The organism is Streptomyces sp. NPDC004031 (assembly GCF_053604375.1).
Genome location: NZ_JBSGHL010000010.1, coordinates 40271 through 61521 on the forward strand (window position 1 = coordinate 40271; position 21251 = coordinate 61521).

Genomic DNA, 21251 nt, shown 5'->3' on the forward strand with positions numbered 1-21251 from the left:
AGGGACCGGGCGGGACGCGGGTGCGGCCCGCCCGGTCGCCGGGTGTGCGGTCAGTCGCCGATGACCGAGCCGATCTGGTCGGGGTCGCTCATCGCGCCCGTCCAGACCCGGACCTCCCCGACGCGGGCCGGCAGGTAGTGGCCCCAGACACCGGCCACGTAGCCGTCGCCGACCGTGAAGCTCGCGGTGCCGGGCTGCGCGGTGTACGCCTGGGTCTCCTGGCCGCTCTCCCCGAGGTAGAGGGTCGCGGTGCCGGTGCCGTCCTGCGCGTCGTACACACCGGTCACCCGGACCGCGCCCTCGCCGTTGGAGGTGTCGCCGCTGTCGCCGGCGCCGACCGCGACGGCCGAGGCGGCGCCGGAGAAGCTGCCGTCCGCGTTGATCCGGCCGAACAGCCACCGGCTGGTCGGCACGGTGATCACGTTCAGGTCGTCGTCCAGCGCCGTTGTCCGCCCGGTGAGCTGGTACCACAGGCCCCACGACGAGCCGTCCGCGGACCGCTGGCCGACGACCTGCGCGGTGTAGCCGTCCGGCTTGGCGAGCATCGCGTCCTGGTCGATCTGGACGCTGGTGGTGACGGTGAACGAGCCGGTCTCGTCCACCAGCGGCTGCGGCGTGGCGGCGGCGTCGTTGACACCGTCCAGCACGAGCGCGCCGTCGGCGACGGAGGCGCCGTTCTGCAGGGTCAGCGCCCGGCCGTAGCCGCTGCCCGCGTCGGCCAGGTCGGCGGTGCCGGTGGCCGCGGGGTCGGGCGACCAGTAGCCGACGTTCTCCACGGCGGGTTTGCCGTTCTCGTCCAGCAGCCGCGCGTCCAGCGCGATCTCCTCGGGCGTGAGCGCGCGCTGCCACACCTCGACCTCGTCGATCCGGCCCTTCCAGTACTCCGTCCAGGCCGCCTTGTTGGGGTCGTTGTAGCGGCCGAACTCCAGCGGCCCGTCGCTCGCGGAGGCCTTGGCACCGGCGGGCAGCGCCACCGGCGCGCCCTGCGGCACACCGTTGACGTACAGCGCGACGGTGCCCGCGGTGGCGTCGTAGGACGCGGCCACGTAGGTCCACTCGTCGGCGACGACGTCGCTGAGGCCGTTCGCGCCGAGCCAGGTCACCTTGCCGCCGGACGGCCAGGTCCACAGGAAGACCCAGCGGTGCACGCCCGGCGAGTAGCGCAGCGTGAAGCTGCTCTTGTCGCTGGAGGTCTGCGACAGCACGGTGTGGTAGTTGTCGGTGTCGGACAGCCGCACCCACGCGGAGACGGTGAAGGAGTCCTGCGTGTTCACCACCGGGCCCGCGGTGTCGGCGTAGCCGGTCTGCTGGGCGGTCGCGGTGGTGTCGTTGAGCCACAGCGACCGGTCGGCGTCCCCGCGCCGGGCCAGACTCGACCAGCCGGCACCCGCGTTGCGCAGGGTCGCCGGGTGCCGGGCACCGGCCTCCGTCGCGCTGTCGGCGGCGACCACCGTGACGCTGCCCGGGGCCGCGTCGTCGAAGTGCCAGCGGCCGATCGCGTCGGCGCCCTCGGCGACCTTGAACGCCACGATGGTCTGCGCGCCCCACCGCCCGGTGCCCACGTCGTCCTTGGCGCGCACCTGGAGCTGCTGGGTGCCGGTGAGCTGCGGGGTGATGTGCACCGTCACCGGGCCCGCGCCGCTGATCGTCGACGACCAGCCGCCGCTGGCCAGCTTGTACTGGAAGCCCGACACCTTGTCACCGGACGCCGCGGCGAAGGTGAAGGCACCCGCCTGGCCGGGGCCGCCCGCGGCCTGGCAGTCGTTGGTGGTGCACGGGGTGTACGGGCCGCCGAAGGTCACCTGCGGCGGCTTGGGCGCGGTGGTGTCGACCTTGAAGTAGCACCAGCCGTGCGTGGTCACGGTGCTGTGGGAGTTGATGTGCGTGCTCTGGTTGTCCTCGTACGACCAGGTGGAGGCCGCCAGCCGGTAGAGCGTGCCCTCGGTGAGGGTGACCGGGGTCGGGGTCGAGACGGTGGAGTTTGCCCCCGCGAAGTCCGGTGCCATGGGTCTGATCGGTTCGGTGACCACCGACCAGGTGCCGGACGCCGACTGCTGCTGCATCTGGAAGTCCACCCGCAGCTTGGCGGGCGCGCCCGCCGAGGTGCCGCCCGACGCGACCTGAGGCCGCGCGGTCAGCTGCGGGTGCGGGTCGGCGACCACGTCCGGCGCGGAGGCGCTGGGCTCGCAGGAGATGCCGCTGCCCTCCTGGATACCGGCGTAGGTGGGCGGCACGGGCAGGCCCACGTACGTGACGGTGAGCGTCGCGTCGTTCTTGAAGCGCTTCCACGCCGAGGTGTCGCCCTCGTCGTGCGCCCGCAGTTCCAGGGTGAGCTTGGCGAACTTGCCCGCCGCGAAGTCCCGCACCGTCGGCGTGAGGTTCTCGTCTGACTCCGACGGGTTGTCCTTGAACTCGATCGGCGCGTCCGGGGTGTCCGGGTCGCAGGACGAGCCGCGGCCCGCCGAGAAGGACTCGTCGACCATCCAGTCCAGTTCCTTGGGGCGGGTCGCCCAGGTGGTGGAGGACGAGATGTTGTTGGTGCGCACCAGGTCGGTCTGCCGGGCCGAGCACTGGAAGGCCCACGGGGACGTCACCCGGAAGGTCGCGGACAGCACCTGCTTGCCCTTGAGGTTGCCGGGCGTGAACTGGAAGTACAGCTTCTGCACGTAACCGGGCCCGCAGTAGTAGCCGTTCCAGGTCCCGCACTTGCCGTCGCCCTCGCCGTTGGTGCCGTTGGCCCAGGCGTAGTCGTCGTAGCCGTCGCTGCGCAGCAGGGTGCGCTCGGGCGATCCGGAGGAGAGGCTGACGTTGGGGTCGATGTAGAGCGGGTACGCGGCCGGGTCGGTCTGCGCGAGCAGATGTGCGTCGGGCGTGAGGGCCAGCGCGTCGGCCGACACGGTGACGGGGAGGTCCACCGCCCCCGCGCCGGGCGCCGGACCGTCCACGGCGGAGTCGGGCGGCGGGTCCGCGGGGGTGGCCTGGGCCTGGGGCGCGGCCTGCCCGGTGGCCTGCGGTGCGGCCTGTCCCGTGGCCTGCTGCGTCGCCGGGGACGCGGACAGGGTGCGGGTCCGGGCGGCAGGCCCGGTGCCGTGCGAGTCCCACATCTGGGCGGGCGGCGCGGTGAAGAGTTGCGTGCCGTTGTCGTCCACGCCCGCCAGGCCGCCGCCGGCCAGCGGAGTGACGTTCAGGCCGCTGCTGCGCACGCCGAAGGCCAGCCGCTTGAGGTCGGCGTTCGCGGCGGCCTGCGGGGTCTTGACCACCAGCACCTCGCGGTAGCCCTGCACCGACGCCGTCAGCCGCAGGTCCACCCCCAGCAGCACCTCCGGGTAGACGGCGCTGTCGCCGTCGAGCACCGGCTTCGGCAGCGTGCCGGGCCAGGTCAGGGAGATGTCCTTGCCCTGGCTGCCGATCGTCACCATCCGCGGTGAACCGCCGCCGGAGAAGGCCAGGTCCACCATCGCGGCCTTGGGCCCGACGCTGCCGTCCGGGCGCCGCACCAGCGTGGCGTCCGGTCGCGTCCAGCCGCCGGATCCGGTGCGCACCCGCACCGGCACCGCGGAGGTCTCCTGGGTGTACGTGTAGCCGTCCGGGTTCGCGTAGACGGTGGCGAACTCGGTTCTGTCCTCGGTGACCTCGACCCGCTTGCCGCTCTGCGCGGCCCGCTGCGAGGCGGTCTTCGCCGCCGCGCCGCTCGCGGCCGCGGCCTTCTGCCCGCCGTCGGCCACGGCGGGCGCGCCGCCGACCGCCGGCAGCACCGACAGCAGCCCGGCCGCGGCGAACACCGCGACCACCGGTCTGAGCCTGCCCGCCCCCGGAAGGCGGCGGCCTGTTGCACTCCGTTTCACAATACCCACCCAATGAGCGCTGCGAATTTACAAACGGAGCAAGGGAAACACCGCCGACGAGGCACCGTCAATACAAACTTTGCCGTTTGCAATTACCCGCGACAAACACCCCCGGTACGGTTTATTCCACATTAACAACAGGAGATGGAAGGGTGTATTCCCTTCGATGAAACTGTGGAGCACTGAGGGAAGAAAGAGGCTGGAGATGGGCGATCACCCTGCCGCGTGCCCGAAACAGGGTGATCGGCCGGGAAAAGTTTCATCCCGCACGCGCAGAGACCTGGAGCGCCCTCGAATACCTTTCCGGCGAAGACGGCAAACGGTGAAATCGGCGGAGAAGGGGACGCTGCGGCGAAATCCGCCGGCTTTCAGCGCAGGGTGACCGTGGCGGGTCCGCGCAGCGGGGCGAGGGAGCGCACGGTCCGCGGGGTACGGAGGCGGTCCTCCGTGGCGAAGAGGGCGCGGACGGCCGCGAAATCCGGGTCGGGGCCGGCCGTCACGGCGGCGGCGTGGTCGTAGAGCGCGTACAGCTCATCCGACAGCCCGCCGTCCGCACCGACGTCGGTGGCGGACTCCGAGCCCGCGCCCCAGACGTCCCACAGCAGCGTCTCGACCTTGTTGAGCGCCGAGAGGTCGTAGCGGACGTTGCCCGCGACGAAGCGCTCGCCGAGCAACGGGGTGTCCTCCAGGTCGAGGCCGAAGCGCATCGGGTCGGCGTCGCCCGCGCGGATCGCCTGCCAGGCCTGGCCCGCGACGATGAACCGGTCGCGCGGGACGTCCATCGGGTCGAAGCCGTACGCGTAGTGCTCGGGGTCGGCGATCTGCGCGTCGGCGAGCAGCCAGCCGCGTTCGGCGTCCCAGTACTCGGTGGCGACGTGGTCCCAGTGGAAGCCCTCGTCGGAGAAGTACGTGGCGAAGCCGGAGCGCAGCCGCGCCGGTATGCCGAAGTGGCGCAGCAGGGCGACGTGCAGCAGCGTGAAGTCCCGGCAGATGCCGACGAAGCGGTCCGACCACGCGCGGCGGGCGGTGAGCGGACCGGGGTCGCGGGCGGCGACGAGCCCGAGGATGTCGTCGATGTAGCGCGTCTCGGCGTCGTCGCGCATCCGGTCGTCGGCGATCGGGATGTCCCACTGGCCGCCCTCGACCCGGTGGATCATCAGCCCCCGTACGACCCGGGCGAGCCCGCCGGGGTCGCGCGGCAGATCCGCGAGGAGTCCGGCGTACGCGCCGGGGTCGGACGTCGGGCTCTGTGCGGCGTAGTACGCGGCAGCCTCGGGGGTGAGACGGGGAGCGGGCACGGCGGGGCCTCCGAGAGGCGCAAGGGAATGACGGAAGGGTGCGGCAGCCCCACCGACGCGCTCGGAACGCGGCCGACCGCGCCCACCGTGCCAAATTTCGCCGCGAAATGTCCAGGGCATTAACTCCCGTCCGTCACACCCGCCTTCCGGGCCGCGGCGGCCTCCGGCCAGGCGGCGAGGGCCAGTTCGGCGGTCGCGGCCAGCTCCTGCGCGGTGGCGCCGTCCCGGGCGCGCTGCGACATGCCCTGGAGGACGGCGGCGAAGTAGGCGGCGAGCGACCGGGCGTCGGTCCCCGCGGGCAGCTCACCGGCCTGCTCGGCGGTACGCAGCCGGGCCTCGAAGGCGTCGATGTTGGCGGTGCGCAGCCCGCACAGGAAGGTCTGCACCTCGGCGTCCTGCGGGCTGACGTTGGTGGCGGCGCTGATCGTCAGGCAGCCCGCGGGGTGGCTCGTGCAGACGTAGTTGACCGCGGCCTCGCGCAGCATACGGGCGACGGCGTCGCGGGCCGTGGGCTCCTCGGCGAGGGCGCGGCCGAGGAAGGCGCCGGTGGGGGTGTCCCCGTACACCCGGACCACCTCGTGGAAGAGCGACTTCTTGTCGCCGAAGGCGGCGTAGAGGCTGCCCGGCCGGATGCCCATGGCCTCCGTCAGGTCGCCGATGGAGGTGGCCTCGTAGCCGCGTTCCCAGAACAGCCGGGTCGCGGCGGCAATCCCCAAGCCGAAGCCAAAGCCGCCGCCCTCTCCGCCCTCGGCCGCGTCGGCCAGCCCGAAGACGTCGCCGACGTCGTCGCCTTCCTCGCCTCCGACGACCCCCGCTGGGTCAGCGGCCGCGTCATCGACGCCACGGGCGGCTCCGGCCTGTAGTGATCCTGGCCCGGAGGGCGCGCCCTCCGGGCTGCCGTTCGCCGCCTGCGCCGGTGCGGCTCAGGCGGCGTGCGTGTCCGTGCCGCGCAGGATGTAGTGGTCGTCCCCGAAGACGGCGGCCACCTGGAGCGTGCCGCCGAGTGCCTCGACGTAGCGGGCGATGACCTCGACGGTCGACACCTCGCCGCGCTCGATCTGCGACACACGGCTCTTCGTGACCGCCATCCGGGCCGCGACGTCACTCTGCGAAAGCCCCAGAGCGGTGCGTCGCTCGGCAAGACGGTGACCGTCGACATACGCCTGATTCCGCCGCCGGGCCTCGGCCACCGCCTCCTCGCCCCCCGCATCGGCGACGACCCCGGCCCGGACGTCGCTCCACTTGGGAAAGTCCGTCATGATGGCTCCTCCTCGGCCGACCGCTCCCTGAGGTAATCCTCGTACAGTTCTTCGGCTCGCGGAATCGCGTGGCGATACCACCGCGCCCATTCGCCCGACTTGTCGCCGCCCACCAGCAGGATCGCCGACCGCCAGGGATCGAAGACGAAGAGGACCCGGATCTCTGACCGCCCGGCCGAGCCTGGGCGTAGCTCCTTCATGTTGTGGACGTCGGAGCCCGTCACGCGATCGACCAGGGGGCGCCCCAGTCCGGGTCCGGCTTCGGCAAGTCGGTCCACCGCGTCAACTACCTGCGCACGGGATGCCTCGTCCAGCGACTTGATCCAGGCCAGCAGCTCGTCGGTCACCCGGATCTCCCACTCATCCACACCGGGAGTGTAGCAAATCCTTTACCTCCGCATCCCGACCACGCGGACCCGGATCCCTTGTGACTCCTCAGACCAGTCGGCGGGCGGTCGCCCAGCGGGTGAGTTCGTGGCGGTTGGAGAGCTGGAGTTTGCGGAGGACCGCGGAGACGTGGGATTCGACGGTCTTCACCGAGATGAAGAGCTGCTTGGCGATCTCCTTGTACGCGTAGCCGCGGGCGATGAGGCGGAGGACCTCGCGTTCGCGCTGGGTGAGGCGGTCGAGGTCCTCGTCGACGGGCGGGGCGTCGGTGGAGGCGAAGGCGTCGAGGACGAAGCCGGCCAGGCGGGGGGAGAAGACGGCGTCGCCGTCGCGGACGCGGAAGATGGAGTCGATCAGGTCGGGGCCGGTGATGGTCTTGGTGACGTAGCCGCGCGCGCCGCCGCGGATGACGCCGATGACGTCCTCGGCCGCGTCGGACACGGACAGGGCGAGGAAGCGCACGGGCTGCTCGGGGTCCGCGGCGAGGGTCGCGCAGCGGCGCAGCACCTCAACGCCGCCGCCGCCGGGGAGGTGGACGTCGAGCAGGACGACCTCCGGGCGGGTCGCGGTGACGACGGTGACCGCCTGGTCGACGTCGGCCGCCTCGCCGACGACCTCCACGCCCGTCTCGTCCGTCGCGCCGATCTCCGCCTGCACGCCGGTGCGGAACATCCGGTGGTCGTCCACCAGCACCACCCGTACGTGGCGGCGCCCGCCGCCCTCGGTGTCCGTCATGTCGTGGCCCTCTCCATCTCCAGTTCGACTTCCGTGCCGCCGCCCGGCGCGGGGCGCAGCCGCGCCTCGCCGCCGTTGCGCCGCATCCGGCCGATGATCGATTCCCTGACGCCCATCCGGTCCTCCGGCACGGCGTCGATGTCGAAGCCCGGCCCGTGGTCGCGCACCGACACGAAGACCTTGCCGTCCTCGACCTCGGCGTAGACCTGCACCGCCCCGCCGCCACCGTACTTGGCCGCGTTGACCATGGCCTCCCGCGCGGCCTGCATCGTCGCGACGAGGCGGTCGTCGAGCGGGCAGTCGCCGACGCACACCACCTCGACGGGCACCCCGTGCGCGTCCTCGACCTCGGCGGCGGCCGCGCGCACCGCGTCGGCGAGCGTCGTCGGCTCGTCGTCGCGGCCGGTGCCCTCGGGGCGGTAGAGCCACGCGCGCAGTTCGCGTTCCTGGGCGCGGGCCAGCCGGGAGACCTCGCGCGGGTCGTCGGCGTTGCGCTGGATCAGCGTCAGCGTGTGCAGCACCGAGTCGTGGACGTGCGCGGCGACCTCGGCCCGCTCCTGGGCGCGGATACGGGCCAGCCGCTCCGCCGACAGGTCCTGCGTCATCCGCACCAGGTAGGGGCCCGCGATGAGCGCGACGCCGACCAGGACGGCGAGCGCCGCCTGGAGGATCGCGCCGAGGTGGCTGCCGGAGCCGCGCACCACGATGAAGCCCGTGACACCCGCGACGACCAGGGCGATGCCGCCCGCGGCCCGCACCAGCGGCCAGAACCGCTTGCCCTGGCTCATCTCGACCCAGCGGGCCTTGCGCGCGTTGTCCGCCTGCCGCCACACCAGCGCGGCGCCCAGCCCGATGACCAGCAGCGGCCACACCGCCCGGTTGGCGACGCCCAGGTTGAGGTTGTCGATGAGGACGACCGTGCCGACGGCGAGCGCGATGAGCGCGATGACCTGGCCCTTGTCGGGGCGGCGCCCGGCCAGCCAGGAACGGGCGTCGCGCGGCTCCTTGGCCTCCGCGACGCCGCCGACACCGAGCGGGACGAAGAACCAGAAGACGGCGTAGAGCAGCACGCCGATGCCGTTGAAGGAGGCGAGCGTCAGGAAGAGCACCCGCACCCACAGCACCGGCAGCGCGAGGTGCCCGGCCAGGCCGCGTGCGACGCCGCCGACCCAGCGGCCCTCGGAGCTGCGGTAGAGGCGGCGCGGACCGGCGGCGGGGTCGGGCGGGTTGAGGAAGGACGCGCCCGTGGGGCCCCCGCCCGCGCCGCGCGCGCCCTTGCCCGCGGGCGCGCCGGACACGCCGGGCGCGCCGCGCTCGCCGCCGGCGGAGCCCGCGCTGCGCGCGGCGCCGCCCGGGGGTCGGGTGTGCGCCCCGGCCGGGGCGCTGCTCGCTGACATACCCCCGATCGTCACACGTCCGGCCCCCGCCGGGCATCAGGGTTGACCCCCCAAGGGTCGCCGCCGCCCGCCGGGGGCGGCCCCGGGGAGGGCCCCAGGGTCGGATCAGGGTCCTACCAGGGTCGGACCGGGTGCCGGGGCGTGCCGCGAACGGCCACCATGGTGGCTATGACGGACGAGCCGACCGACGAGCCCCCCGCCGCCCGCACGGAGGCGGGCGCCACCCGCGCCCCGGCGCCGGAGGAGGCACCCCCCGGCACCGACAGCGGCAGCGGTGAGCGGGCCGACCGCCCCGCCCGCCCGCGGATCACCCGCGGCCGGGAGCGGCGCGTCGTGGCGGGCGTGTGCGACGGGGCCGGGCGGTACTTCGGGCTCGACCCGGTGATCTTCCGCATCGTGCTCGCCGTGCTCGCCCTCACCGGCGGCATAGGCCTGATCGTGTACGGGATGGGCTGGCTCGTCATCCCGCAGGAGGACGAGGAGCAGAGCGAGGCGCACCGGCTGATGTCGGGACGCATCGAGGGCGCGCCGCTCACCGCCGTGCTCATGACGCTCGTCGGCTGCGGCCTGTACGCCTCGATGCTCGGCAACGCCACCAACCAGGCCTTCTCGCTCGTGCTGCTCTTCGCGACCGCGGGCGCCGTGTACTGGTCGCAGCGCCGCCAGTCCCCCGCGCCTCCGGTCTCCCCGGCCGCCGCGGCGGCGGTGGTGGACGCGCCGCCCGCGGTGGCGCCGCCGCCGGAGCCGGGGCGGCCCTCGTGGTGGCGGGACCCGCTGACGAAGGAGCTGCCGCGGTATCTGTGGGGCCCGGACGACGGGCCGTACGGCGACGAGGACCGGCAGGCGTGGCGGGACCGGAAGAAGGCGGTGCGGCAGGGGCAGGAGCGCTCGTGGCCGTTCGCGCTCGCCGTGCTGCTGCTGACGGTCACGGCGCTCGGCGTCGGCACGGGGGTGTCCTGGCCCTACCAGCCTGCGGCGGTCAGCGCGGAGATCGGGCTGGCGTCGGCGCTGGCCGTGCTGGGCGCGGCCTTCGTGGTGGCGTCGTTCGCGGGGCGGGCCCGCGGCGGCACGGCCTTCTTCGCCGTCCTGACGCTGGGCGCGCTGGTCGGTGTGACGGCGCTGCCCACGGCGGGCGGCCCCGGTGTCGGCACCACGACGTGGCGCCCGGCGGACGCGGGCCAGGTGCGGACGCTGTACGAACGCGGCACCGGCCGCGGGCTGCTGGACCTGTCGGTCCTGGAGCTGCCCGCGGGCGCGACGGTCGGCTCGCACGTCAAGGTGGGCGCGGGCCTGGCGGAGGTACGGCTGCCGAAGGACGCGACGGTGGTGCTCGACTACGACCTGGGTCTGGCCGAGCTGGTGCTGCCGGACAAGGTCAACGACGGGGTGCGTATCCAGTCGGACAAGCACGGCACGGTGACGCTGCGCCCGGCGGCGGGCGTCCCCGCGCACGGAACGGTCGATCTCCACGTCGAGGTGGGCGTGGGCCAGCTGAAGGTGGTCAGGTGAACAGGCACCGGTTCGAACCCGCGGCCCTGGTGATGGGCCTGGTGCTGTGCACCCTGGCGGTGTTCTTCCTGCTGGACGCGGGCGGCGTGTGGCACCTGGGGTGGCGCACGGCCTCCTGGCTGGCGGGCGGCGGCCTGGTGCTGGCCGCCGTCACGGGGGTGCTCACGCAGGCGGTGCGGTCCGTACGGGCGCGCTCGCGCCGGGCGCGCGGGTGACGTCGGGGGCGCCCGGCGCACCGGCCGCGCGCTCCCGGCGTACGGCGAGCAGCCGGTCGGCCGACAGCAGCGGCGTCCCGGCGAGCACCAGCGGCAGCCAGGCCATCAGGTAGGCGAGGTCGTTGCCGTAGTAGTAGGGCGTGGTGGGCCAGCTCACGGTGAGCCACAGGCTCAGCGAGATCAGCGCCCCGCCCGCGGCGGCCACCCGCCCGAAGAGCCCGGCGAGCGTGCCGAGCCCGACGGCGATCTCCCCCAGCGCGATCGCGTAGCCGAAGCCGTGCGGCGCCTTGAGCGCGAGGTCCACCAGGCCGGGGATCGCGGCGGTGTCGTGCGAGGCGTGCAGGATCTGCAGCAGCGAGCCGTTGGCGCTGTCGGTGAAGAAGCTGTCGCTGGTCAGCTTGTCCAGCCCGGCGTAGACGAACGTCACCCCGAGGAACACCCGCAGCGGCAGCAGTGCGTACCGCCCGGCGACCGCCCGCCACTTCTCGACCGTCTCGCGCATCGTCCTCCGCCTCTCCCGCCGCCGGTCGCCGTCGCGGAAGCGTCCCCTCCGCCCTGCCGGTGTCAGACAGTCATACGTACACCAGCGAGCTGTGTCTCACCGCGGGCGCAAAAAAGATCCCGGCGGCCGTGCGGCCGCCGGGATCTTCCGGTGTGTGCGGGAGATCACTCCCACTCGATGGTGCCCGGGGGCTTGCTGGTGATGTCGAGGACGACCCGGTTGACGTCGCGGACCTCGTTGGTGATGCGGGTGGAGATCCGGGCCAGGACGTCGTAGGGCAGGCGCGACCAGTCGGCGGTCATCGCGTCCTCGGACGAGACGGGGCGCAGCACGACCGGGTGGCCGTAGGTGCGGCCGTCGCCCTGGACGCCGACCGAGCGGACGTCGGCGAGCAGCACGACCGGGCACTGCCAGATCTCCCGGTCCAGCCCGGCCGCCGTCAGCTCCTCGCGGGCGATCGCGTCGGCCTCGCGCAGCAGCTCCAGCCGCTCGCGGGTGACCTCGCCGACGATGCGGATGCCCAGGCCGGGGCCGGGGAACGGCTGGCGCTGCACGATCTCCTCGGGCAGGCCCAGCTCCTGGCCGACCATCCGGACCTCGTCCTTGAACAGCTGGCGCAGCGGCTCGACGAGCCGGAACTCCAGATCCTCGGGGAGGCCGCCGACGTTGTGGTGCGACTTGATGTTCGCGGTGCCGGTGCCGCCGCCGGACTCGACGATGTCGGGGTAGAGGGTGCCCTGCACCAGGAACTCCACCGGGTGGTCACCGGGCGCCTCGGCGACGATCTCGGCTTGCGCCTGCTCGAAGACCCGGATGAACTCCCGCCCGATGATCTTGCGCTTCTGCTCCGGGTCGGACACCCCGGCCAGCGCGTTCAGGAAGCGCTCGGAGGCGTCGACGACCTTCAGCTGCACGCCGGTCGCGGCGACGAAGTCCTTCTCGACCTGCTCCGTCTCGCCCTTGCGCATCAGGCCGTGGTCGACGTAGACGCAGGTCAGCTGGCTGCCGATGGCGCGCTGGACGAGGGCCGCGGCGACCGCGGAGTCCACCCCGCCGGACAGCCCGCAGATCGCCCGGCTGCTGCCGACCTGCGCGCGGATCGCGGCGACCTGCTCCTCGACGACGTTCTCCGCCGTCCACGTCGGGGCCAGGCCCGCGCCGCGGTAGAGGAAGTGCTCCAGGATCTGCTGGCCGTGCGTACTGTGCAGCACCTCGGGGTGGTACTGGACGCCGTAGAGCCGCTTCTCGTCGTTCTCGAACGCCGCGACCGGCACCAGGTCGGTGGACGCGGTGACGGTGAAGCCCTCGGGCGCGGCCGAGCACGCGTCGCCGTGCGACATCCACACCGACTGCTCGGCCGGGGTGCCCTCGAAGAGCGTGGAGCCGGGCCGCGAGACGCTCAGCGCGGTACGGCCGTACTCGCGCGCGCCGGTGTTGTCTACCGTGCCGCCCAGCGTGGTGGCCATGATCTGGAAGCCGTAGCACATGCCGAAGACGGGGACACCGGCCTCGAACAGCGCCGGGTCCAGCGTCGGCGCGCCCGGCTCGTAGACGGACGAGGGGCCGCCGGAGAGTATGACGGCCTTGGGGCGCTTGGCCAGCATCTCCTGGACCGGCATGGTCGAGGGGACGATCTCGCTGTAGACCCTGGCCTCGCGCACCCGGCGGGCGATGAGCTGGGCGTACTGCGCCCCGAAGTCGACGACGAGGACCGTGTCGTTCTCGGGCGTCAGTTCGTCGGTCCTGGGCGTCTCGGTGTTCGCGGGGGTCGCTGGTGCCACGTGCTGCCTTCCGGCGGTCTGCGAAGGGGGGTCGATCTCCGATTCTACCGCCGCTACACTCACCCCCATGACCGCGCACACCTTCGCGTTTACCTATGGCAACTGGCCCGGCCGGCTGCCATGGTCGCGTCGCGTGTGCCGCTGACACCGCGACTTCCAGGCGCCCCGGGCTCACCGCCCGGGGCGCCTGCCGTTTCCCGGGCGGGACGGCACCGCGGCTCCCGGAGGTCCACCACCGACCGGACCCGAGGAGCAGACATGACGACACCGGCACCGCAGCAGCAGGACGCGCCCACCCCCGACGAGGTGATCGCGGCGAACCGGGCGCGGATCGACGACCTGGACACCCGCATCATCGCCCTGGTCGAGGAGCGCATGGCGGCGTCGCGGGCCGTCCAGCAGGCACGGATGGGGGCCGGCGGGCGGCGCGTGCACCTGGCCCGCGAGATGGAGATCCTGCGCACGTACGGGGACGCGCTCGGGCGGCCGGGCACCTCGGTCGCGATGACGCTGCTGGAGCTGTGCCGCGGCACGGTGTGACACGGCCGGGCACGGTGGGTCGCGTCCGGGCGCGGCGGGACAACGCGGCGCGCGGGCGCGACCCTTTCGGGGGGCATCACCCGAACGGCACGTGACCGCCCCGCGGTGCCTTCGTTGGAGGTGGTGTCCGTGCCAGCCAGGGGCGGTCGCCAACACCACGCGTGGAAGTGGACACCGCCCAGACGCAGCTGGGCGGGGTGTGGGCCGGTGCGATGAGGCGGCGCAGCGATGCGCCGCCGTGGGACCTCGCAGCGGCAGCCAGTGACCGGACGGCAGGGGACAGCAGCCCGGTCACGACTCCAAGAGGCGGTCGGCTCCGGGGACGCCCGGGTCCGGCCGCTCTGCGGCACCTCTCACGGCACCCGCTGCCGCAATTGCACCGAGAGCACCGTAACGCACACATTACCGTGCGTACAGGCGCGTTCGGTGCTCTTTCACCGGGAAGAGGAGTCCTCCGCGTCCTGTGCGGCGGCTCCGGGAGCCCCCTCGTCCCCCGGAGCCGTGGCTCCCGCCGCCTGTCCGCGGGCCGGCGGCACCGCGGGAACGGGCAGCAGCGGCAGCCGCAGCGCGCCGAACGCGCTGTCGGGCACCGCCGGTTCGGCCGGCGGCACGGCCGGGATCTCGCGGTAGGGCTCGCCCTGGGCCGGACGCGGGTCCTCCTCGCCCTTGTTGGGCCACAGCGACATCGCGCGTTCGGCCTGGGCGGTGATGGTGAGCGACGGGTTGACGCCGAGGTTCGCCGACACCGCGGCGCCGTCCACGACATGGATGCCCGGGTGCCCGTAGAGCCGGTGGTAGGGGTCGATGACGCCGTGCTCGGCGTCCTCGCCGATCGGGCAGCCGCCGAGGAAGTGCGCGGTCATCGGGCGGTTGACGGCCTCGCCGATGTTGCTGCCCGCGAAGCCGTTGATCTGCTCGGCGATGAGCTGCGCGGCCCGCGCGCCCTCGGGGATGTGCACGGGGTTGGGCTCGCCGTGGCCCTGCCGGGCGGTCAGCAGGCCCTTGCCGGGGCCGCGCTTCTTGCGGTACGTGGCCAGGGAGTTGTCGCTGGTCTGCATGACCAGGCCGATGATGGTGCGCTCCGACCAGCGCCGGTTGGACAGCGACAGCACCGCGAGCAGCGGGTGCCGCAGGTAGGCACCGGCGAACTCCGCCCAGCGCGGCAGCTTTCCGCGGTACGGCGCGGCCAGGATCGAGAACGAGCCCATGGAGTTGGAGCCGCGGCCGTAGCGGACCGGCTCGATGTGGGTGTGGTCGTTGGGGTGCACGGACGAGGTGATCGCCACCCCGCGGGTGAAGTCCGGGGCGCGGCCCGGGTTCTTCTTCCGGTAGCGGCGCGGCGAGGTCTGGGCGCCCACCAGGGCCTCGGAGTTGGTGCGGGTCAGCTCGCCGAGCCGGGGCGACAGGGCGGGCAGCCGGCCGCTGTCGCGCATGGTGTGCAGCAGCGTCTGCGTCCCGTACGTGCCCGCGGCGACGACGACCTGGCGGGCGCGCAGGGTGGTGCGGGCGCCCTTGCGGCGGCGGTCGGTGGGCACGGTCGTGACCCGGTAGCCTCCGCTCGCGTCCTCGGTGAGGTCCACGACGGTGGTCATGGGGTGGACGGTGGCGCCGGACCGTTCTGCCAGGTGCAGGTAGTTCTCGTTGAGGGTGTTCTTCGCGCCGTGCCGGCAGCCGGTCATGCACTCCCCGCACTCGGTGCAGGCCCGCCGGGAGGGCCCCGCGCCGCCGAAGTACGGGTCGGGCACCTCCTCGCCGGGGGCGGCCTTGACGGCGCCGTCGGAGTCGCCGCCGTCGCCGAAGAAGACACCGACCGGGGCGAGGTGGAAGGTGTCGCCGACGCCCATCTCCTGGGCCGCGGCCTTCAGATGCTCGTCGGAGGGTGTGGTGGTCGGGTTGAGCCGCACCCCGAGCATGCGCTTGGCCTGGTCGTAGTACGGCGTCAACTCCCGCTGCCAGTCGGTGATGTGGCCCCACTGGCGGTCCTGGAAGAAGGCGGCGGGCGGTACGTAGAGGGTGTTGGCGTAGTTGAGCGAGCCGCCGCCGACGCCCGCACCGGCGAGGACCAGGACGTTGCCGAGGACGTGGATGCGCTGGATGCCGTAGAGGCCGAGCGCGGGCGCCCACAGGTAGTTGCGCAGGTCCCAGGAGTTCCTGGGCAGTTCGCCGCGGGCGAAGCGGCGGCCGGCCTCCAGCACGCCGACGGTGTAGCCCTTCTCGGTCAGCCGCAGCGCGGCGACCGAACCGCCGAAGCCGGAGCCGATCACGAGGACGTCGTAGTCGAAGCCGTCCTCCGCCCCGCGAGAGCCGCGGGGTTCGCCTTCCGCTGTCACAAGCGCCTCCTCAGCGCATCCGGAGCGTCTTCATCAGCCGCAGCGAACGGCTCAGGAAAGCCGCGTACTTCTCGTCGTCCATGCCGAGGGAGGGACCGAGCGGCAGCAGCCGCTGGGTGGCGACGGTCTGCGCCTCGGTGTACTTGAGGATGCCCTCCGAGCCGTGCCGGCGGCCCAGCCCGGAGTCCTTCATGCCGCCCATCGGGGCGCGCACGCTGCCGTACGCGGCGGCGTAGGCCTCGTTGACGTTGACCGTGCCGGAGCGCAGCCGCGCGGCGATCCGGGCGCCGCGCCGTACGTCCTTGGTCCACACGCTCGCGTTGAGGCCGTAGGGCGTGGCGTTGGCACGTTCGACGGCCTCGTCCTCGTCCCGGAAGCGGTAGACGGAGACGACCGGGCCGAAGGTCTCCTCGGTGCAGACGGCCATCGGCGGCTCCACGCCGTCCAGGATCGTCGGCTCGTAGACGTACGGGCCGACGTCCGGGCGGGCGCGGCCGCCGGCGAGCACCCGGGCGCCCTTGTCCTTCGCCTCCTCCACGTGCCGGGTGACGACGTCGAGCTGGGCCGGGCCGACGAGCGAGCCCATGCCCGCGCCGTAGGCGAGCGCGGTGCCGAGCTTGAGCGCCCGGGTCCTGGCGGCGAACCGCTCCAGGAAGGCGTCGGCGACCGAGGCGTCCACGAACAGCCGCTCGATGGAGATGCACAGCTGGCCCGCGGAGGCGAAGCACGCGCGCACCGCGCCCTCGGCGGCCTTGTCGAGGTCGGCGTCGCGCAGCACCAGCAGGGCGTTCTTGCCGCCGAGTTCGAGGCTCGCGCCGACCAGCCGGGCGGCGGCGCGCTGGGCGACCTCGCGGCCGGTGCGGGTGGAGCCGGTGAAGGACACGTAGTCGGCGTGGTCGACGACGGCGGGCCCGACGACCGGGCCCTCACCGATCACGATCTGCCACACGCCCTCCGGCAGGCCCGCCTCGATCAGCTGCTCGCGCGCCCACAGGGCGGTCAGCGCGGTCTCGGTGTCGGGCTTGGTGACCAGCGCGTTGCCCGCGACGAGGGCGGGCAGCGCGTCGCCGACAGACAGCTCCAGCGGGTAGTTCCAGGGCGAGATCTGCCCGACGACCCCGCGCGGCTGGCGCAGCTCCACCGTGCGGGTCAGGGCCGGGATCGCGCCCTGGTGGCGCCGGGCGGCGAGGTAGGACGGCGCCTTGAGCCCGTAGTGCCGGGCCGCCATCGCGACGACCTGCACCTCCTCGTGGGCGTGCAGCCGGGCCTTGCCGGTCTCTACCTGGATGAGGTCGAGCACCTCGGCCTGCCGGGCGAGGACGAGGTCGTGGAAGCGCAGCAGGACCGCGGCCCGGCGCTTCGCCGGGAGGGCCGCCCACTGCGGCTGGGCCGCGCGCGCCCGGCGGAAGGCCTCGGCGACGTCGTCGGGCGTGGCCTCGGGGAGGGAGGCCAGCTCGGCGCCGGTGAGCGGGGTGTGGCTGGTGGTGCGGCCGGTGCCGGGCAGGCCGCGGGTGAGCCGGGCGACGAGGTCGGGTGTGACGACGTCGGCGGGGCCGCGGGCACCGCCGGGCAGCGCCGGGTTGCCGCCCTCGGGGGCCGCGGGGGCGTCGGCGGTGGCGGTGGCGGCCGCGGGGGCGTCGTCGCGACTGGGGGTCGGCTGCGGCGAATCCGTCATGCCGGTGAGATTACGACGCGGGGCCCGGTGTGGCTACCCATGAGTAGCCACTTTCTACCGGCGGTAACACCTTTGGCGGCAGCTTCGCCGCCCGCCGGGTGCTCCCGACAGAACTGGACTTGCCGGTCCATTTTTCACTTCCTACCGTCGAAGACGTCCCCCCAGCGGGCCCCCGGACCTCCCCCGGGCCCCTCCGGAAAGGAAACAGCCCATGCGCGCGATCCGCGTCGAGCAGCACGGCGGCCCCGAGGTCATGGATGTCGCCGACATCCCCGAGCCCGCCCCCGGCCCCGGCCAGGCCCTGGTCGAGGTGGCCGTGGCGGGCGTGAACTACATGGACGTCGGCGCCCGGCAGATCGGCGGCCCCGGCTGGACCCCGCCCTTCGGCCTCGGCGTCGAGGGCGCGGGCACCGTCGTCGCGCTCGGCGAGGGCGCCGCCGAGGCCGACGGGCCCGAGGGCCTCACGGTCGGCGACCGCGTCGCCTGGTTCTACCACCCCGGCAGCTACGCCGAACGCGCCGCGATCCCTGTCACGTCCCTCGTCCGGGTGCCCGACGGCATCGACGACGAGACCGCCGCCGCCGTCATGATGCAGGGCCTGACCGCCAACCACTTCACGACCGAGACCTACGCCGTACGCCCCGGCGACACCGCCGTCGTGCACGCCGCGGCCGGCGGCGTCGGCCTCATGCTCACCCAGATGATCAAGGCCCGCGGCGGCACCGTCATCGGCCTGGTCTCCCGTGAGGACAAGGTCCCCGTCGCGAAGGAGGCCGGCGCCGACCACGTCCTGGTGTGGTCCGGCGGCGGCTTCGAGGACCGGGTCCGGGAGCTGACCGGCGGCGAGGGCGCGGACGTCGTCTACGACGGCGGCGGCACCGCGACCTTCCGCTCCTCCCAGCTCGCCCTGCGCCCGCACGGCACACACGCCTACTACGGGCCCTTCATGGGCGTCCCGTCCTTCTCCGTGACGGACCTGCCCAACAGCATCCTGTTCAGCTACCCCATGGTGCAGCACCACGTCCGCACCCCCGAGGCACTGCGGCGGCGCAGCGCGGAGGTCTTCGCGATGCTCGCGCAGGGCAGGATCGGGGTACGTGTCGGCGGGCGCTACCCGCTCGCCGAGGCCGCGACCGCGCACACCGACCTGGAGTCGCGCCGCACCACCGGCAAGCTGCTGCTCATCCCGTAGAGGAGACCCATGACGCTCACCAGCAGGGGTGCGGCCACCCGCGACCGCATCCTGGAGGGCGCCGCCGCCGAGATCCGCCGCCAGGGCGTCTTCTCGGTGACGCTGGACGACGTGCTCGCCGCCACCTCCACCAGCAAGAGCCAGCTCTTCCACTACTTCCCCGGCGGCAAGGAGGAGCTGTTCCTCGCCGTCGCACGGCACGAGGCCGACCGCGTCCTCGCCGACCAGCAGCCGGAGCTGGGCACGCTCACCTCCTGGGAGGCGTGGCGGGCCTGGCGGGAGAAGGTCGTCGGCCACTACCGGGCGCAGGGCCAGGACTGCCCGCTGAGCATCGCCGTCTCCCAGGCGGGCCGCTCCACCCCCGCGACCCGGGCCGTCGTCGCCGAGCTGATGCAGCACTGGCAGTCCGCGCTCGCGGAAGGCGTCGCCCACATGCGGGCGGCCGGCCGCACCGCACCCGACATCGACCCGGAACGCGTCGCCGCCGCGCTGCTCGCCGCGATCCAGGGCGGGGTGCTCATCCTCATGTCCACCGGCAGCACCGCGCACCTGGAGGCCGCGCTCGACGAGGGCATCGCCGCGCTGCGCCGCGGCGCCCCCGTCACGGTGTGAACGTCCGCCGGGCGGTGTCGAACAGGGCCCTGGTCTCCTCGGTCCTGTCCAGCGGCCCGGACAGCCACACGTCGTACATCCGCCCGTCCTGCACCCAGCACAGGTCGAAGGTGCGCCGCGCGCCCTTCCCGTCACCGAAACCGTCGTAGGTGAACTCCCACAGCGCGGCGTCCGCCCCCTGCTGCGCGGTCCGCGTCACCACCCCGTCCCGGTAGCCCCGGTACGGGCCCTTCGCCCCGCGCGCCTGCACGTCCTGACCGTGCATCACGTCGTACGCCGTCCCCTTGCCCGGCGGCTGTATCCGCTCCCCGAACCGGAACGCGTGATCCGCCGACCAGTAGTACACCCGCGGCGGAACCTCCTGCCGGTCCCACCCGTCCGGCAGGGCGACCGACCAGCCGTGCGGGTCGGCGACCGTACGGAAGCCCGCCGGGAGCGGGGACGCGGTGGGCGTCGGGCGCGGGGCCGCGGTCGTCGTGGCGGGCGCCTGCGTGGTGACCGCCGGGGACGGGGCGGCGCCACCCCCGTCCCTGCCCCTGAGCACGACAACAGCGGCGGTCCCGCCCGCCACCACCGCGATCAGCACCGCAGCGGCGAGCCCCGCCAGCAACCGACGCCGCCGCCCCTTCCGCCCACGCCCCGGCCCCGGCTCCGGCACGGCCCGCGGCACGGTGGGCGGGGTCGGCGGCTCGATGCCCGCCTCCGCGTACGCGACCAGCACCGTCCGCACATCCGCCGCCGCCATCCGGCGCGCCGGATCCCGCTCCAGCAGCCCCCGTACGACCGGCAGCAGCGGACCCACCGCCTCCGGCGGGCGGATGTCCGCGAACGCCACGGCGTGCACGATCTCCGCCACCGACTCGCCCCGGAACGGCGAATGCCCCTCCACCGCCGCGCACAGCAGCGCCCCCAGCGACCACAGGTCCGACTCCGGCCCCGCAGCCTGGTTCGGATCCATCCGCTCCGGCGCGGTGTACTCGGGCGAGCCCACGAAGGCGCCCGTCTCACTGACCGTGTCGCTGCCCGGCACCCGCGCGATACCGAAGTCCGTGAGCACGACGCGGCCGGTCGTACGGTCGAGCAGCACGTTCGCGGGCTTCACGTCACGGTGCTGGATGCCGCGCTCATGGGCCGCGAGCAGCGCGCCCGCGACCGCCGCGCCCACCCGCGCGGCCTCGCGCGGCGGAAGCGGGCCGTCCTCGCGCAGCACCTCCGCGAGCGAGCGGCCGTCCACCAGCTCCATCACGATCCACGGCCGGCCGTCCTGCTCCACGACGTCGTACACGACGACCACGTTCGGATGCCGGATCCGCGCGAGGCCCCGCGCCTCGCGCAGCGCGCGCTGCTCGCCGTCGGCAAGGTGCAGTTCCTTGACGGCGACGGTGCGGTGCAGCAGTTCGTCCGTCGCGGCCCAGACGGTGCCCATGCCGCCGCGGCCCAGGCGCGCGCCCAGCCGATACCTCTCCGCGACAACCCGGTCCGTCCCCATACCCCCTCCGGGCGCTCCCCGTCCCCGACCCCCGGACCCTATCGGGTCCCGCCCCCCGAGCGACCGGCTTCCCGCCGCGGGAGGTGCCCGCGCCTGACGGCGCGGGGTGTTTCCCACCCCCACCACCCGTGCGGGTAGGAGCAAGAGTTGCGGTCTCCCTGTGGGGCGCATTCGCCGTCGGGGGCGAATCGCAGTCCCCAAGACATCCACCCCACCGGCAGGCAGCCGCCGACGAAACGCCGGGAGGGGGACGGTGCGGGGTGCCCCCGCAGGAATGCGCTGTCGGTGGCTCACCAACCAGGTAGGAGGCCGAACGCGCATTCCGAGGAGGTGCCCCGTGGCGGCCCCCGACCCCACCCCGCGGCGCGCCGCGAAAGGGGCGCGAGGAACTGCGCGCTCAGCCCCCACCGGCAGAGGGTCGCGCGGCGAACCGCACCACGCAGAACGAAGCGCCCCACCCTCAAAGCAAGAGCACCCGGCGGCCC

17 protein-coding genes and 1 pseudogene are annotated in these 21251 nt (G+C 73.7%); 6 read left to right on the forward strand and 12 right to left on the reverse strand.

The features are described 5' to 3' along the window. Positions 1-50 precede the first annotated feature (50 nt). The 3 genes from ACWERV_RS08525 to ACWERV_RS08535 form a co-directional block, all read right to left on the reverse strand. Entirely contained in the window at positions 51-3791 is a 3741-nt protein-coding gene (locus ACWERV_RS08525) for a LamG domain-containing protein (protein ID WP_452930412.1), read from the reverse strand. A 422-nt stretch (positions 3792-4213) separates the two neighbouring features. Continuing rightward, positions 4214-5143, reverse strand: a complete 930-nt coding sequence (locus tag ACWERV_RS08530; RefSeq protein WP_452930415.1) for a transglutaminase-like domain-containing protein — start codon at positions 5141-5143, stop codon at positions 4214-4216. 119 nt (positions 5144-5262) lie between these two features. Next, on the reverse strand, positions 5263-5859 hold the full coding sequence (locus ACWERV_RS08535) for a TetR/AcrR family transcriptional regulator (RefSeq protein WP_452930418.1): 597 nt from the start codon (positions 5857-5859) through the stop codon (positions 5263-5265). Between ACWERV_RS08535 and ACWERV_RS08540 the strand changes: the two are divergent. Further along, positions 5848-6006 (forward strand): annotated as a pseudogene (locus ACWERV_RS08540) (SDR family oxidoreductase); the annotation flags it as partial. The gene ACWERV_RS08535 and the pseudogene ACWERV_RS08540 sit on opposite strands and share 12 nt — an antisense overlap. Before the next feature lie 60 nt (positions 6007-6066). Here the strand turns inward: ACWERV_RS08540 and ACWERV_RS08545 are convergent. The 4 genes from ACWERV_RS08545 to ACWERV_RS08560 form a co-directional block, all read right to left on the reverse strand. Further along, positions 6067-6402 (reverse strand): helix-turn-helix domain-containing protein, encoded by a 336-nt coding sequence (locus tag ACWERV_RS08545; RefSeq protein ID WP_452930421.1) that lies wholly within the window; start codon positions 6400-6402, stop codon positions 6067-6069. Next, complete coding sequence (locus ACWERV_RS08550) at positions 6399-6770, reverse strand: type II toxin-antitoxin system RelE/ParE family toxin (protein ID WP_452930424.1); 372 nt, start codon at positions 6768-6770, stop codon at positions 6399-6401. Before ACWERV_RS08550 ends, ACWERV_RS08545 begins: the two co-directional genes overlap by 4 nt. A 67-nt stretch (positions 6771-6837) precedes the next feature. Beyond that, positions 6838-7524: a LuxR C-terminal-related transcriptional regulator gene (locus ACWERV_RS08555; RefSeq protein WP_398185178.1), complete on the reverse strand. Its 687-nt coding sequence runs from the start codon at positions 7522-7524 to the stop codon at positions 6838-6840. Continuing rightward, on the reverse strand, positions 7521-8921 hold the full coding sequence (locus ACWERV_RS08560; protein ID WP_452930428.1) for a PspC domain-containing protein: 1401 nt from the start codon (positions 8919-8921) through the stop codon (positions 7521-7523). The genes ACWERV_RS08555 and ACWERV_RS08560 overlap by 4 nt, the downstream gene beginning before the upstream one ends. 168 nt (positions 8922-9089) lie before the next feature. Between ACWERV_RS08560 and ACWERV_RS08565 the strand changes: the two genes are divergently transcribed. Both ACWERV_RS08565 and ACWERV_RS08570 read left to right on the forward strand, forming a co-directional pair. After that, positions 9090-10430 carry a PspC domain-containing protein gene (locus ACWERV_RS08565; protein WP_452930430.1) on the forward strand — a complete coding sequence of 447 codons (1341 nt, stop codon included), beginning with the start codon at positions 9090-9092 and terminating at the stop codon, positions 10428-10430. Continuing rightward, complete coding sequence (locus ACWERV_RS08570; protein ID WP_398185187.1) at positions 10427-10645, forward strand: hypothetical protein; 219 nt, start codon at positions 10427-10429, stop codon at positions 10643-10645. The genes ACWERV_RS08565 and ACWERV_RS08570 overlap by 4 nt, the downstream gene beginning before the upstream one ends. Here the strand turns inward: ACWERV_RS08570 and ACWERV_RS08575 are convergent. Next, on the reverse strand, positions 10593-11147 hold the full coding sequence (locus ACWERV_RS08575; RefSeq protein ID WP_452930434.1) for a DoxX family protein: 555 nt from the start codon (positions 11145-11147) through the stop codon (positions 10593-10595). The two genes, ACWERV_RS08570 and ACWERV_RS08575, sit on opposite strands and share 53 nt — an antisense overlap. Before the next feature lie 164 nt (positions 11148-11311). After that, a complete protein-coding gene (gene guaA / locus ACWERV_RS08580; protein ID WP_452930437.1) occupies positions 11312-12928 on the reverse strand; it encodes a glutamine-hydrolyzing GMP synthase in 1617 nt (538 codons plus the stop codon). 258 nt (positions 12929-13186) lie between these two features. On the opposite strand from guaA, the gene ACWERV_RS08585 reads away from it, so the two are divergent. Continuing rightward, complete coding sequence (locus tag ACWERV_RS08585) at positions 13187-13468, forward strand: chorismate mutase (RefSeq protein ID WP_452930440.1); 282 nt, start codon at positions 13187-13189, stop codon at positions 13466-13468. A gap of 434 nt (positions 13469-13902) precedes the next feature. Here the strand turns inward: ACWERV_RS08585 and ACWERV_RS08590 are convergent, their stop codons facing one another. Both ACWERV_RS08590 and ACWERV_RS08595 read right to left on the reverse strand, forming a co-directional pair. Then, positions 13903-15798: a GMC oxidoreductase gene (locus ACWERV_RS08590; RefSeq protein ID WP_452930442.1), complete on the reverse strand. Its 1896-nt coding sequence runs from the start codon at positions 15796-15798 to the stop codon at positions 13903-13905. 10 nt (positions 15799-15808) lie between these two features. Next, positions 15809-17473: a succinic semialdehyde dehydrogenase gene (locus tag ACWERV_RS08595; protein ID WP_398185201.1), complete on the reverse strand. Its 1665-nt coding sequence runs from the start codon at positions 17471-17473 to the stop codon at positions 15809-15811. Positions 17474-17684: 211 nt separating this feature from the next. Between ACWERV_RS08595 and ACWERV_RS08600 the strand changes: the two genes are divergently transcribed. Both ACWERV_RS08600 and ACWERV_RS08605 read left to right on the forward strand, forming a co-directional pair. After that, on the forward strand, positions 17685-18665 hold the full coding sequence (locus ACWERV_RS08600; RefSeq protein ID WP_452930445.1) for a quinone oxidoreductase family protein: 981 nt from the start codon (positions 17685-17687) through the stop codon (positions 18663-18665). A gap of 9 nt (positions 18666-18674) precedes the next feature. Then, positions 18675-19277 (forward strand): TetR/AcrR family transcriptional regulator, encoded by a 603-nt coding sequence (locus ACWERV_RS08605; protein ID WP_398185206.1) that lies wholly within the window; start codon positions 18675-18677, stop codon positions 19275-19277. Here ACWERV_RS08605 and ACWERV_RS08610 read toward each other — a convergent pair. Further along, on the reverse strand, positions 19267-20766 hold the full coding sequence (locus tag ACWERV_RS08610; RefSeq protein WP_452930448.1) for a serine/threonine-protein kinase: 1500 nt from the start codon (positions 20764-20766) through the stop codon (positions 19267-19269). The genes ACWERV_RS08605 and ACWERV_RS08610 overlap by 11 nt on opposite strands. Between the last annotated feature and the right edge of the window lie 485 nt (positions 20767-21251).